The following is a 13359-nucleotide window of genomic DNA, read 5'->3' on the forward strand; positions in this document are numbered from 1 at the left end:
ACTTATCCTCTTGCTGCCAATGCCAACACGCGCTGGTAGGGTTCACCGCTGCGCATGGCGGCCAATGCCTGTTGTGCGTTTTGTTTTAAATCTTCCTGACCGAAAAGGCGCAGTAACATCGCCACATTGACGGCTACCGCGGCTTCATGGGCCGGATCACCTTTACCTTGTAATAAGCGTGCCAGAATGTCACGGTTTTCTTCCGGTTCGCTGCCCAGCAGTGATTCGATGGGGTAATTGTCCAGTCCGAAATCCTGCGGCGTCACTTCATAAGTGGTGATTTTGCCGTCTTTCAGTTCGGCCACCTGCGTTGGCGCGTGGATCGCCACTTCGTCCATTCCGCCGCCGTGAACCACTGCCGCACGCTCATAACCCAGCGCCCGTAAGGTTTCCGCAATCGGCAGCACCAGTTCCGGGCTGTAAACGCCGATCAGCGCCAGTGGCGGACGTGCCGGGTTGATCAGCGGACCAAGCACGTTAAATAACGTGCGGGTTTTTAGCGCCTTACGCACTGGCATCGCGTGGCGAAAACCGGTGTGATACTGCGGTGCGAACAGAAAACAGACGTTCAAATCGTCAAGGGCTGCTCGGGATCCTTCCGCAGGCATATCCAGACGAATACCAAATGCTGCCAGCAAATCGGAAGAACCCGAACGGCTGGAGACGCTGCGGTTGCCGTGTTTCGCCACACGCGCTCCGCAGGCTGCCGCGACAAACGCGCTGGCGGTAGAAATATTGATGCTGTTGGTGCCGTCGCCGCCGGTGCCGACAATGTCAGCGAACTGATAATCCGGACGTGGAAACGGCTCAGCGTGGGCCAGTAACGCTTTGGCTGCACCGGCAATTTCAGCCGGTTGCTCGCCGCGCACTTTCATACTGATTAAGGCGGCGGCTAACTGAGCGGGCTCCAGTTCGCCATTCACAATGGCGGTAAATAACTGCTGGCTTTCTTCCTGAGTCATCGTTTGGGCGCGATACAGATTCTCGAGAATGCCGGGGATAGTTTGCGTGTTCATGTCCGTTCTCCTTACGCCAAAGCCCAGGCCAGTGTCTGTTCAAGCAGACGCGCACCTTGTGAGGTTAAAATGGATTCCGGATGGAACTGGAAGCCGCAGACGCGATCTTTGTCATGACGCACTGCCATCACCATGTCGCCGAAGCGGGCGTTGACCGTCAGCCCGTCCGGGATCTGGCTGCCGACCAGCGAGTGATAACGCGCTACCGGCAATGGGTTGTTCATTCCGGCAAACATGCCTTCATTGTCATGGGTAATAGAAGACGCTTTCCCGTGCAGAATTTCCCCCGCCTGGCCAACGAACCCGCCATAGGTTTCGACTATCGCCTGATGACCCAGACAGATGCCGATAATCGGTAACTGGCCGCGCAAACGTTTTAGCAGCTCCGGCATGCAGCCTGCATCTGACGGCGTGCCCGGTCCCGGTGAGAGCAGTAGCACCGGTTTTTCCAACTGGCTGAGCTTATCGATAATGACATCAGCCGGGATCTGATTGCGGTAAATCACCACGTTATGACCGCTGGCGCGCAGCTGATCGACGAGGTTGTATGTAAAGGAGTCGACGTTGTCGATGAGTAAAATGTCGGCCATCTTAAAATACCTCTTTCGCATTATGGGCGGTGGCGATGGCGCGCAGCACGGCACGGGCTTTATTACGAGTTTCGTCGGCCTCGGCCTGTGGGACAGAATCCAGAACCACGCCGCCGCCGGCCTGCACGGTGGCAATGCCGTCTTCGACATACGCCGAGCGGATGACAATGCAGGTATCCAGATCACCGTGAGCAGTGAAGTAACCGACCGCGCCGCCGTAACTGCCACGACGTGTCTGCTCGGACGCTGAAATCAGCTGCATGGCGCGGACTTTCGGTGCGCCGGTCAGCGTCCCCATATTCATCACTGCCTGATAGGCGTGAAGAACATCGAGATCGCCGCGCAACGTACCGACAACGCGGGAGACCAGATGCATAACGAAAGAGTAACGGTCAACTTTGGTCAGGTCAGCGACGTAACGGCTGCCCGGTTCGCAGATACGCGCCAGATCGTTACGCGCTAAATCTACCAGCATCAGATGCTCGGCCAGCTCTTTATGGTCGGTGCGCATTTCAAGCTCGATGCGGCTGTCGAGATCCAAATCCAGTGAACCGTCAGCGCGGCGGCCACGCGGACGGGTGCCGGCAATTGGATAGATTTCGATCTGGCGGTTGGTGGCATCATATTTCAGTGCGCTTTCCGGTGACGCGCCGAACAACGTGAAATCATTATCTTGCATGAAGAACATGTACGGGCTTGGGTTATTATTTTTCAGCGTTTCATAGGCCGCCAGCGGAGAAGGGCATGGCAGCGAGAAGCGGCGTGAAGGAACCACCTGGAAAATTTCGCCGGCGCGGATCGCCACTTTCATTTTCTCCACCACAGCGCCAAACACTTCATCACTCTGGTTCACGCTCAGTTGCATTTCCGGCACGCTCTGATGTGGAATAGCGTGTGGCGGCAGTTGCAGCTGATGCTGCAGTTGTTCAAGACGAGCGTGCAGACGCTGTTTCTCATCATTCGATGGCGTAAACAGGCTGGCCTGTAAACGACATGTGCGGTTCTGGTGATCGAGCACCAGCAGCGTTTCTGCCAGATAAAAGCAGAAATCCGGGCAACGCTGATCCGCGTGCAGTTTCGGTAAATCTTCGAATCCGGCCACCAGGTCATAAGCAAACAGCCCACCGAGGAACATCGCTTCACGTTCTTCCGTTGGCGATTCGACGGAGGTCAGAATGCTGCGCAGTGCGTCGAAAACGGAACGCGAACGCAGGCGCGCATCTTCGTCCTGCATCTGGTCAATGGACGGGAAGGTCAGCTCGCGACCGTTGGGACGGACATCATTTTGAATTTCAGCAGGCAGCGCCGCGTCAATCAGCGGCAGTAAAGACGCGCCATTTGGCGTCAGGGCTTGTAATGAAACCCGTGAACCCAGCGCGGTAATGCGCAGGGCGCTGTCTACAATCAACAGGCTCTTCAGGTTTTCTTTACTGGTGACTTCTGAGGATTCGAGCAGCAGCGTGGCCGGGCGTGCCCCACACAGCTGATGAAAAATGGCCGTCGGATCACCGCGATAACTTCCCTGCGCGGTCAGCAATTCTAAACGTGGTTTTGGTTGAGTCATTTTGCTTCCTAAATTTTCTCGACGTTTTCAAAAAGGTTCTTCAAACAGACGGCCATAAAAAAGCCCGCGTTATGCGGGCTTCGGAAATCTTGCAGCGTCTGATGACAGCTATGCGTGATTACTCCGCCCGACAAGGAGAAGTACGCCACCAGCTGAGAACCGCCATCATTTGAATTTTCATCATCAGACACTCTTATTAGTTTTGGAAAACTATCGATTTAAAAACCTAAGCTTTCTGAATTGGTTTGTCACGCCGTTCTTAATCGAACTCTTCGTGAACTTGCGTACTAGTAAACTAGTTCATGGATGTAAAGTCAACTCTCTTTTTACCCTGATTTCACAACTACAGTGCGCACAGATGTTATCGCACCGTTTCAGTGCGTAACCACGATGTGAAGGTCGCGGGAAGATAGCCCTAACGTGAGCCGTCCTAACGCGTTATGATATGAACTGCATTCAGAAAAGGTTAAATCCCCAACGTGACGATGACTTCACCAACGACAGATCAAACAACAGCCACACCCTCAGCAGATGACCAGAACCTCAGCCCGGCCTTCACGATTTACGATCTCCACAGCCACACCACGGCCTCGGACGGCTATTTAACACCTGAAGCGCTGGTGTCCCGTGCGGTTGAGATGCGTGTCGGCGTACTGGCGATCACCGATCACGACAGCACCGAAGGACTGGCGCGTGCGGCGCAGGCGATTGCCGAAAAGCAGTTACCGCTGGTGCTCATCAACGGCGTTGAGATTTCCACGTTGTGGGAAAACCACGAGATCCACGTCGTCGGTCTGGGCATTGATCCACAGCATCCGGCGATGGTGAGTTTACTTAGCACGCAGGTAGATTTGCGTCAGCAACGCGCGCAGGAAATGGGGCATCGTCTGGCGAAAGCCCGTATCGAAGGTGCCTGGGAAGGCGCGCTGCGTATGGCGCAGGGCGGCGCGGTGACGCGTGCGCATTTTGCCCGTTATCTGGTGGAAGTGGGTGCAGCGGATAACATCGCACAGGTCTTCAAGAAATTCCTTGCCAAAGGCAAGACCGGCTACGTTCCGCCACAGTGGTGTACAATAGAACAAGCGATAGATGCGATTCATCAGTCAGGCGGGCAGGCCGTTGTCGCCCATCCTGGGCGTTACGATCTGTCCACCAAGTGGCTCAAACGCTTACTGGCGTATTTTGCAGAGCAAGGCGGTGATGCGATGGAAGTCGCGCAGTGCCAGCAGGCGCCCAATGAGCGTGCGCAACTGGCGGCCTATGCCCGCGATTATCAGTTACTGGCCTCGCAGGGATCTGATTTCCATCAGCCCTGTTCGTGGATTGAGCTTGGCCGCAAACTTTGGCTTCCCGCAGGCGTTGAACCGGTATGGCAACACTGGCCGCTTGCGATGACACAGCCTGAAATTGAACCGGTCTGATGCCTGACCGGAAAGAATAAAGAGCGAGAGGGAACCATGAGTCAATATTTTTACATCCACCCCGAAAATCCGCAGCCGCGTCTGATAAGTCAGGCGGTGGAGCTGTTGCGTAAAGGTCAGGTCATTGTTTATCCGACCGATTCCGGTTACGCGCTGGGCTGTCGTCTCGAAGAGAAAAACGCAATGGAGCGCATTTGCCGCATCCGTCAGTTAGACAGCAACCACAATTTCACGCTGGTGTGCCGTGATTTATCCGAGCTGTCGACCTACGCCTACGTCGATAACGGTGCATTTCGCCTGATGAAAAACAATACGCCGGGCAACTACACGTTCATCCTGAAAGCGACCAAAGAAGTGCCGCGACGCCTGATGAGTGAAAAACGTAAAACCATTGGTCTGCGTGTGCCGTCCAACCCGATTGCGATTGCGTTGCTGGAAGCGTTGGGCGAACCGCTGATGTCTACGACGCTGATGCTGCCGGGCAATGATTTTGCTGAATCCGATCCGGAAGATATCAAAGACCATCTGGGCAAACTTGTCGATCTGGTGATTGACGGTGGTTCTATCGGCCAGCAGCCGACCACGGTTATTGATTTAACCGAATCGACACCGGAGGTGGTACGTGAAGGCGCAGGTGATCCGGCCCCCTTTCGCTAAACGCGCGTCCGCCTGATGTTGTATAAAAAATAATCAGCCCACAAAGCGCTTGTAACAGACAAAATGCTGATAATTGTGTATAATGGCGGGCTGACTTTTTGTAAGTCATTGTATTGATAAGTAATGCTGTCTGGCGATGTGTTTTATCTGTGCATGTGTGGCGCAATCCCGGTGCAGAAATAAAGTTTCCGCGACAGTCCGCTTATCTCCCAAACTGAATTTTGACGGGCAGGCGATGGTAAACATCGTGCTGGCCGCTCCCCCCGACGCCTGTGAAGGCGACAAATGAGGCTGCTCAATGAGCGAGAAGTATAATTCCCAGAAACATTCCAGCGACAGATCCAAACCGGCACGTTCACCAGGTGATAAGCCAAAAAGCGGCAGAAATTCCGGTGCAGCGAAAGCCCGTCCTGAACTGTCACGTGCTGAGAAGCGTGGCGAAAAGCCACGTTCAGACAAGCCACGTAGTGATAAACCCAATAGCGACAAGCCACGCGGTGATAAACCGAACAGTGATAAACCGCGTTCAGACAAACCGCGTTCCGATGCCGGTCGCGGCGATTCACGTATCGAAAAACCAGGCCGCGGTAAAACGCGTCCGGAGAACCCTCGCGGTGAAAAACCTCGTGCTGCAAAACCACGCGTAACCAGGCCTAAAGCCGACACCCTGTTTGATGAAACCGGTGATGACGAAGAAGTGAAGTACCAGAAGCCGAAGAACGCGCTGGACAGCACCGAAGGGCAAAGCGAGAAACTGCAAAAAGTACTCGCACGTGCAGGCCATGGTTCGCGTCGTGAAGTTGAAGCGATGATCCAGGCGGGCCGCGTCAGCGTCGACGGTAAAATCTCCACGCTGGGCGACCGCGTTGAAGTCACCGGCGGTACCAAAATCCGCCTCGATGGCCATGTGCTGTCTGTGATGGAGTCTCAGGACACCGTCTGCCGTGTGCTGGCCTACTACAAGCCGGAAGGTGAGTTGTGTACCCGCAGTGATCCGGAAGGCCGTCCGACCGTGTTTGACCGCTTGCCAAAAATGCGTGGTTCACGCTGGATTGCCGTAGGTCGTCTGGACGTTAACACCTCTGGCCTGCTGCTTTTCACCACCGACGGTGAACTGGCAAACCGCCTGATGCATCCAAGCCGTGAAGTTGAGCGTGAATATGCCGTGCGCGTATTCGGCCAGATTGATGATGAAAAAATCAAACAGCTGAGCCGCGGCGTGCAGCTGGAAGACGGTCCGGCTGCGTTCCGCTCGATCAAATTCCAGGGCGGAGAAGGTCTGAACCAGTGGTACAACGTGACCCTGACTGAAGGCCGTAACCGTGAAGTGCGTCGTCTGTGGGAAGCTGTGGGCGTTCAGGTCAGCCGTCTGATCCGCGTCCGTTACGGTGATCTGAATCTGCCAAAAGGCCTGCCTCGCGGCGGCTATAAAGAGCTGGATCTGCCGGACATCAACTACCTGCGTACGTTGGTCGAAATGAACGAAGAAACCGTCAGCAAAATGCCGGTGGAACGCGATCGTCGCCGTGTGAAAGCCAACCAGATCCGTCGCGCCGTTAAGCGCCATACTCAGGTTGCCCCTGCACGTCGTAACGCTCCGGCTAAAAGAGGCTAATCGCCAGACAGCGATACTGCTTCGAATGAGCTGATGAACCGCAGTCAATGACTGCGGTTTTTTTTGTCTGAATTTTAGAATCAATCGGGAAATGAAGACTGAAAACAGGAATTACCAGTCGATTCCCTGCTGCGCCATGATCCCCGCGTCAAAAGCATGTTTCACCGGACGCAGTTCGCTGACGGTGTCCGCCATTTCCAGCAGATCGCGATGACAGCCGCGGCCGGTAATAATGACTGTCTGATGTGCCGGACGTGCTTTTAGCGCGGCTACTACGTCCTCCAATTCCAGATAGCCGAAACTCACCATGTACGTCAGTTCATCGAGCACAACGAGATCTAACGACGCATCGGCCAGCATGCGCTTGCCATGCTGCCACACGGCCTGACAGGCTTGCGTATCGGTATCTTTATTCTGGGTTTCCCAGGTAAAACCGGTCGACATCACCTGAAATTCAACGCCGTGTGGTTCAAGCAAATTTTTTTCACCGTTCGGCCATTCGCCTTTAATGAACTGAATCACCGCCGCGTGCATGCCATGGCCGACTGCACGGGTCACTGTACCAAAGGCTGCCGTGGTTTTGCCTTTACCGTTGCCGGTGAAGACAATCAAAATTCCGCGCTGTTCTTTGGCAGCGTCAATGCGCGCATCAACCTGTTCTTTCAGCTTTTGCTGGCGCTGCTTGTGGCGATCTTCGGTCATGAACGGCTCCGTCTGTGGTCTCTGAGAAATCGGGTAAGATTATTCGGCAGGGCCGGCTTTGCGGCCGGGCTGAGCATCAAAACTGATCCCGGTTTTACGACGACTGTCGTCACCCATCAGGTACAAATACAGCGGCATAATATCGGCCGGTGTTTTAAGTTTATCTTTGTTTTCATCAGGAAAGGCCGAGGCGCGCATGCCAGTACGCGTGCCGCCGGGATTGATGCAGTTAACGCGCAGGCCGGTGTGTTTATGCTCTTCTGCCAGCACCTGCATCATGCCTTCGGTGGCAAATTTCGAGACTGCATAAGCACCCCAGCCGCTGCGGCCTTCGCGTCCTACGCTTGAGGTGGTGAACACCAGCGACGAACTGGCTGATTTGAGCAACAGCGGCAATAACGCCTGTGTCAGCATGAAGGTGGCATTGACGTTCACCTGCATCACGTTCATCCAGTCCTGCAATTTGATGTCGGCCATCGGCGTAATTTCGGTGAGTAATCCTGCATTGTGCAGCACGCCGTCAAGGTGCGGCACCCATTGCCCAATCTGATCGGCAACGCGCTGGCAATCCTGCTGGCTGGCGGTCAGTAAATCCAGACTATAAATGAAAGCCGGGCGGAAATTTCGCGCCGCAATTTCCTGCTGCACGCTTGCCAGTTTGCTCTCGGTGCGACCGAGCAAAATCACCTGCGCGCCAAAGCGTGCATAAGTGAGGGCAGCTTCGCGGCCGATGCCGTCGCCTGCGCCAGTGATCAAAATAATACGGTTATTGAGTAGGTCAGATTTCGGATGATAGTGCACGTTCAGTCCTCGTAAACGGATCGGGATGCGGCGGCAAATGGCCGTCGTCACATCACGGGCTCGATAAAACAAAATGCCGGAAATGGGAGGGATTGCGCTCAACCATCAGCCCGGCATTTCGGCGGAAATGTGGGGTGTTTCAGAAGTGATCACCGGTTATATGCCTGAAATGAACATGAGTTTCAATGATTAACCCAAAAACAGGTAGCTCTTTTGTAACAAAATTGGAACTAATACGCACCCGTATTTACCTCCGACTGACAAAGACATATTCAAACAAGACGCGGATGCGCGGATTGTCTAGAATGTTCACATCTTTCTTACCACAGTCAATAGGCAGGTTTTAGTGGATTTACTTTCTCTTTATGGGCTGTTTTTAGCCAAAGTTGTTACCGTGGTGATTGCCATCGGCGCATTGGTGGTGCTGGTTATTGGTCTTCGTCAGCGTAAATCTCACAGCAAAGGTGAATTACAGCTGATCGATCTCGGTGAGCAATATCGCGAGATGCAGCGTGAGATGCGTACTGCGCGGCTGAACCCGGCTGAGCAGAAAATGCGTAGCAAAGAGCTGAAAAAAAAGGACAAAGCAGAAGCCAAACAAAAGAAATTGCAGGCGAAAACAGGGACGGTTAAAAGCAAACCATGCCTGTATGTGCTGGATTTTAAAGGCAGTATGGACGCCCATGAAGTGACATCTTTGCGCGAAGAGATCTCAGCGGTGATGGCCGTTGCCACGCCGGAAGACGAAGTGCTGCTGCGCCTGGAAAGTCCGGGAGGGGTGGTACACGGGTACGGTCTGGCGGCGTCGCAGCTGGTACGTCTGCGTCAGAGCGGTATACGCCTGACCGTCGCAGTGGATAAAGTGGCCGCCAGCGGCGGTTACATGATGGCCTGCGTGGCTGATCGTATTGTCGCGGCACCGTTTGCTATTATTGGTTCCATCGGCGTAGTCGCGCAGATCCCGAATTTCAACCGTTTGCTGAAAAAGAACGACATTGACATTGAATTGCACACCGCGGGTGAATTTAAACGCACGCTGACTTTGCTGGGTGAAAACACTGAGGAAGGGCGCGAAAAATTCCGTGAAGATCTGAATGAAACGCACGTGTTGTTCAAAGAGTTCGTGCATCAGAATCGTCCGTCATTGGACATTGATGCGGTGGCCACCGGCGAGCACTGGTTCGGAACGCAGGCGCGTGAAAATGGACTGATTGATGCTGTCGGCACCAGCGATGATTTGTTGATCGCCGAAATGAAAAATCATGAGGTGATTGCGGTGCGTTATGCGCGTCGCAAACGCATGATGGACAGATTCACCGGCAGCGCGGCAGAAAGTGCTGATCGTCTTTTCCTGCGCTGGTTGCAGCGTAGTCAGAAACCACTGCTGTAAACGGTAAATGAAGAAAGAAAAAGGGACGACAGTCCCTTTTTTAATGCTGCTAATTTATCTGTAATACGGAATAGTCGTAGCGATGTATTTATCTCAATTTTCGAGATGGTATTTTTCTGAAAACAGATGTGCCAGATGTTTAAACATATTAAATACAGCCGTTGTTTTTCGGGTCGGTAAACCGTCGTCATCCATGAAGAATTCTCCACGGAAAACCAGCACATTTCCTTTCTGTTCAACCTCTGTGGCGATCATCCCTTGCATGTAATCTTCATGCTCGCGGATAATCTTATTCGCTTCGATAAGTAGAGCTTCGCGACTAATTGCCGATGTATTTTCGTGCATGTTATTTACTCCCCACTATAATTCTGACGATATTGTAATCCTGCCGGTGATAAAACCGCAAATCCGCTGGGGTTAATGGTTAAAACATGTGGTTGCATTTCGAACAATCGGGTGAAAAATTTGACCACATTATCGAAATGGGGCATTAGGTGTTAATTAGGTTGCGTGGCGATTTTTATCAGGTAGAGTGTGGGATTTTGTGGCTTCAGGTGGAATGTTTTGTTTACGCTTGGTCATTATTTGACGCAAAAATGGGCACATTCCGCTGAACCCTGTCTGGTTAATCCCTTGCAGAATCAGTGTTTTGAACCTCTGGAAGTCAGTTCATTCGTCATTTGAAAGAAATAAGTTGACGTTCTGACTCACTGCCGCAATATAAAAAAAGACATGATATTGTGCCGCGGCATAACTAGACAAAAACTTCTTCAGCTGATGAAGAATCATTCAGGTAAAGGTAATTATGGGCAAAGCTCTCGTAATAGTTGAGTCCCCGGCAAAAGCCAAAACGATTAATAAATATTTAGGAAATGACTACGTGGTTAAGTCCAGCGTCGGTCATATCCGCGATTTACCGACCAGTGGGTCCGCCGCTAAAAAAACCGCCGTCTCAACCGAAGAAAAGCCAAAGAAAAAAGTAAAAAAGGATGAGAAAACCGCGCTGGTTAATCGCATGGGCGTCGATCCTTACCACGGCTGGGAAGCGCAGTACGAAATACTACCGGGCAAAGAAAAGGTCGTTGCTGAGTTAAAAGCGTTAGCCGAAAAAGCTGACCACATCTATCTCGCAACCGACCTTGACCGCGAAGGAGAGGCGATAGCCTGGCATCTGCGGGAAGTGATTGGTGGTGATGACAAACGTTTCAGCCGCGTGGTGTTTAACGAAATTACCAAAAACGCTATCCAGAACGCCTTTAAAGAACCGGGTGAACTGAATATTGATCGTGTAAATGCCCAGCAAGCGCGTCGTTTTATGGACCGTGTAGTGGGTTACATGGTATCCCCGTTGCTGTGGAAGAAAATTGCCCGTGGCCTGTCCGCCGGCCGCGTTCAGTCCGTGGCAGTGCGTCTGGTGGTGGAACGCGAAAAAGAAATCAAAGCGTTCGTACCGGAAGAGTACTGGGAGCTGCATGCAGATTTGCTGGCAAAGAAAGATACCGCCCTGCAAATGGAAGTTACGCATCACCTCGACAAACCGTTCAAACCGGTTAATAAAGAACAAACGCACGCCGCGGTGTCGCTGCTTGAGAAAGCGCGCTATACGGTGGTGGATCGCGAAGATAAACCGACCAGCAGCAAGCCGGGCGCACCTTTTATTACTTCCACGTTGCAACAGGCCGCCAGTACGCGTCTGAGCTTCGGCGTGAAGAAAACCATGATGATGGCGCAGCGTTTGTACGAAGCGGGTCACATCACCTACATGCGTACCGACTCCACTAACCTGAGTCAGGACGCCGTGGAAATGGTGCGAGGTTACATCGGTGAGAACTTCGGTGATAAATACCTGCCGAAAGCGCCGCTGCAATACAGCAACAAAGAAAATTCACAGGAAGCGCACGAAGCGATTCGTCCTTCTGACGTGGCGGTCGTATCCGAGCAACTGAAAGATATGGAAGCCGATGCGCAGCGTCTGTACCAGCTGATCTGGCGTCAGTTTGTGGCCTGTCAGATGACACCGGCGCAGTACGATTCTTCTACGCTGACGGTGAAAGCGGGCGATTACTCGCTGCGCGCCAAAGGCCGTACTCTGCGTTTCGATGGTTGGACGAAAGTCATGCCAGCGCTGCGTAAAGGCGACGAAGACCGCATTTTACCTGCAATCGAAGTCGGTACCGATCTCAAACTGCAACAGCTGCTGCCAACACAGCACTTCACCAAACCGCCTGCGCGATTCAGCGAAGCGTCACTGGTTAAAGAGCTGGAAAAACGCGGTATTGGCCGTCCGTCCACTTATGCGTCGATCATTTCGACCATTCAGGATCGTGGTTATGTTCATGTTGAGAACCGCCGTTTCTACGCCGAGAAAATGGGTGAAATTGTCACAGATCGTCTGGAGCAAAACTTCCGCGAACTGATGAACTACGACTTCACCGCACGCATGGAAGACGGTCTGGACCAGGTCGCCAACAACAAAGCCGAGTGGAAAGCCGTGCTGGATGAGTTCTTCACCGAATTCAGCAAGCAACTGGAAACCGCCGAGAAGGATCCGGAAGAGGGCGGTATGCGCCCGAATCAGATGATCCTTACCAGCATTGAGTGCCCGACCTGTGGCCGCCCGATGGGCATCCGCACCGCCAGCACCGGCGTGTTCCTTGGCTGTTCAGGCTACGCATTGCCCCCTAAAGAGCGCTGCAAAACCACCATCAACCTGATCGCTGATGCTGAAGTGCTCAACATTCTGGAAGGTGATGAAGCAGAAGCCAACGCGCTGCGTGCCAAACGTCGCTGTGGCAAATGTGGCACGGCGATGGACAGCTACTTGATCGATAACCAGCGCAAGTTGCATGTCTGCGGTAATAACCCGGAATGTGACGGCTACGAAATCGAGCAGGGCGAGTTCCGCATTAAAGGCTACGACGGCCCGATTGTTGAGTGTGAGAAATGTGGTTCTGAAATGCACCTGAAAATGGGACGTTTCGGTAAGTACATGGGCTGTACCAACGACGAGTGCAAAAATACCCGTAAAATTTTGCGAAACGGTGACGTTGCACCGCCGAAAGAAGATCCGGTTCCGCTGCCTGAGCTGCCGTGTGAGAAATCAGACGCCTACTTCGTTCTGCGTGATGGCGCTGCCGGTGTGTTCCTGGCGGCCAATACTTTCCCTAAATCGCGCGAAACCCGTGCGCCGCTGGTGGAAGAACTGAAGCGCTTTAAAGATCGTCTGCCGGAAAAACTGAGCTATCTGGCCGATGCGCCGGTCGCTGACCCGGAAGGCAATAAATCGATGGTACGTTTCAGCCGTAAAACCAAGCAGCAATACGTCTCATCTGAAAAAGACGGTAAAGCTACCGGCTGGACCGCGTTCTTTGTAGACGGCAAATGGGTCGAAGGTAAGAAATAAAATCGAGTCACTCAGATAAAAGAACTTTGTTATTTGATTGTAAAAAACCAGTCCTCCGGGCTGGTTTTTTTATTGCATTAAGAACTATTATCGGAAGGTTCTTGGCGCATCTCTTCTCAGGGCAATGCTTCCTGCTGTAATCCTTATGTTATCTGGCTATACAACGCGTTAATTCTTGATATAATTGTTATATAAAATTT

General features: G+C 52.8%; 12 protein-coding genes and 1 other annotated feature. Of the genes, 5 read left to right on the top strand and 7 right to left on the bottom strand.

Translation table 11 applies throughout. From position 1 onward, the window contains the following. Positions 1-2: 2 nt before the first annotated feature. From trpD to GE278_09340, 4 genes are all read right to left on the bottom strand, one after another. The gene (gene trpD, locus GE278_09325) at positions 3-1001 is read right to left on the bottom strand and encodes an anthranilate phosphoribosyltransferase (protein ID QLK63254.1); all 999 of its coding nucleotides are present in this window, start codon (positions 999-1001) and stop codon (positions 3-5) included. 26 nt (positions 1002-1027) lie between these two features. After that, on the bottom strand, positions 1028-1606 hold the full coding sequence (locus GE278_09330; GenBank protein ID QLK60945.1) for an anthranilate synthase component II: 579 nt from the start codon (positions 1604-1606) through the stop codon (positions 1028-1030). A gap of 1 nt (position 1607) precedes the next feature. Continuing rightward, positions 1608-3170: an anthranilate synthase component 1 gene (locus GE278_09335; GenBank protein ID QLK60946.1), complete on the bottom strand. Its 1563-nt coding sequence runs from the start codon at positions 3168-3170 to the stop codon at positions 1608-1610. An 8-nt stretch (positions 3171-3178) separates the two neighbouring features. Next, positions 3179-3361 (bottom strand): hypothetical protein, encoded by a 183-nt coding sequence (locus GE278_09340; protein ID QLK60947.1) that lies wholly within the window; start codon positions 3359-3361, stop codon positions 3179-3181. After that, positions 3225-3327 (bottom strand) — a sequence feature (Trp leader region). Its footprint overlaps the gene before it by 103 nt. Before the next feature lie 294 nt (positions 3362-3655). Between GE278_09340 and GE278_09345 the strand changes: the two genes are divergently transcribed. The 3 genes from GE278_09345 (at position 3656) to rluB (ending at position 6863) form a co-directional block, all read left to right on the top strand. Further along, positions 3656-4591, top strand: a complete 936-nt coding sequence (locus GE278_09345) for a PHP domain-containing protein (GenBank protein QLK63255.1) — start codon at positions 3656-3658, stop codon at positions 4589-4591. 36 nt (positions 4592-4627) lie between these two features. Next, the gene (locus GE278_09350) at positions 4628-5248 is read left to right on the top strand and encodes a threonylcarbamoyl-AMP synthase (protein ID QLK60948.1); all 621 of its coding nucleotides are present in this window, start codon (positions 4628-4630) and stop codon (positions 5246-5248) included. A gap of 298 nt (positions 5249-5546) precedes the next feature. Next, positions 5547-6863 carry a 23S rRNA pseudouridine(2605) synthase RluB gene (gene rluB / locus GE278_09355; protein QLK60949.1) on the top strand — a complete coding sequence of 439 codons (1317 nt, stop codon included), beginning with the start codon at positions 5547-5549 and terminating at the stop codon, positions 6861-6863. 111 nt (positions 6864-6974) lie between these two features. On the opposite strand, the gene cobO is transcribed toward rluB, so the two are convergent. Further along, a complete protein-coding gene (gene cobO, locus GE278_09360; protein QLK60950.1) occupies positions 6975-7565 on the bottom strand; it encodes a cob(I)yrinic acid a,c-diamide adenosyltransferase in 591 nt (196 codons plus the stop codon). Positions 7566-7604: 39 nt separating this feature from the next. Beyond that, positions 7605-8366, bottom strand: coding sequence for a YciK family oxidoreductase (locus tag GE278_09365; GenBank protein QLK60951.1), 762 nt, complete (start codon positions 8364-8366; stop codon positions 7605-7607). Positions 8367-8712: 346 nt separating this feature from the next. Between GE278_09365 and sohB the strand changes: the two genes are divergently transcribed. Continuing rightward, positions 8713-9756, top strand: a complete 1044-nt coding sequence (gene sohB / locus GE278_09370; GenBank protein ID QLK60952.1) for a protease SohB — start codon at positions 8713-8715, stop codon at positions 9754-9756. Between the two features lie 93 nt (positions 9757-9849). Here sohB and GE278_09375 read toward each other — a convergent pair whose 3' ends face one another. Beyond that, complete coding sequence (locus GE278_09375; protein ID QLK60953.1) at positions 9850-10101, bottom strand: DUF2498 family protein; 252 nt, start codon at positions 10099-10101, stop codon at positions 9850-9852. A 460-nt stretch (positions 10102-10561) separates the two neighbouring features. Here GE278_09375 and topA point away from each other — a divergent pair, with 460 nt between their 5' ends. After that, positions 10562-13159, top strand: coding sequence for a type I DNA topoisomerase (gene topA, locus GE278_09380; protein QLK60954.1), 2598 nt, complete (start codon positions 10562-10564; stop codon positions 13157-13159). The last annotated feature ends 200 nt before the right edge of the window (positions 13160-13359 follow it).

The organism is Enterobacteriaceae bacterium Kacie_13, assembly GCA_013457415.1.
GTDB lineage: Bacteria > Pseudomonadota > Gammaproteobacteria > Enterobacterales > Enterobacteriaceae > Rahnella.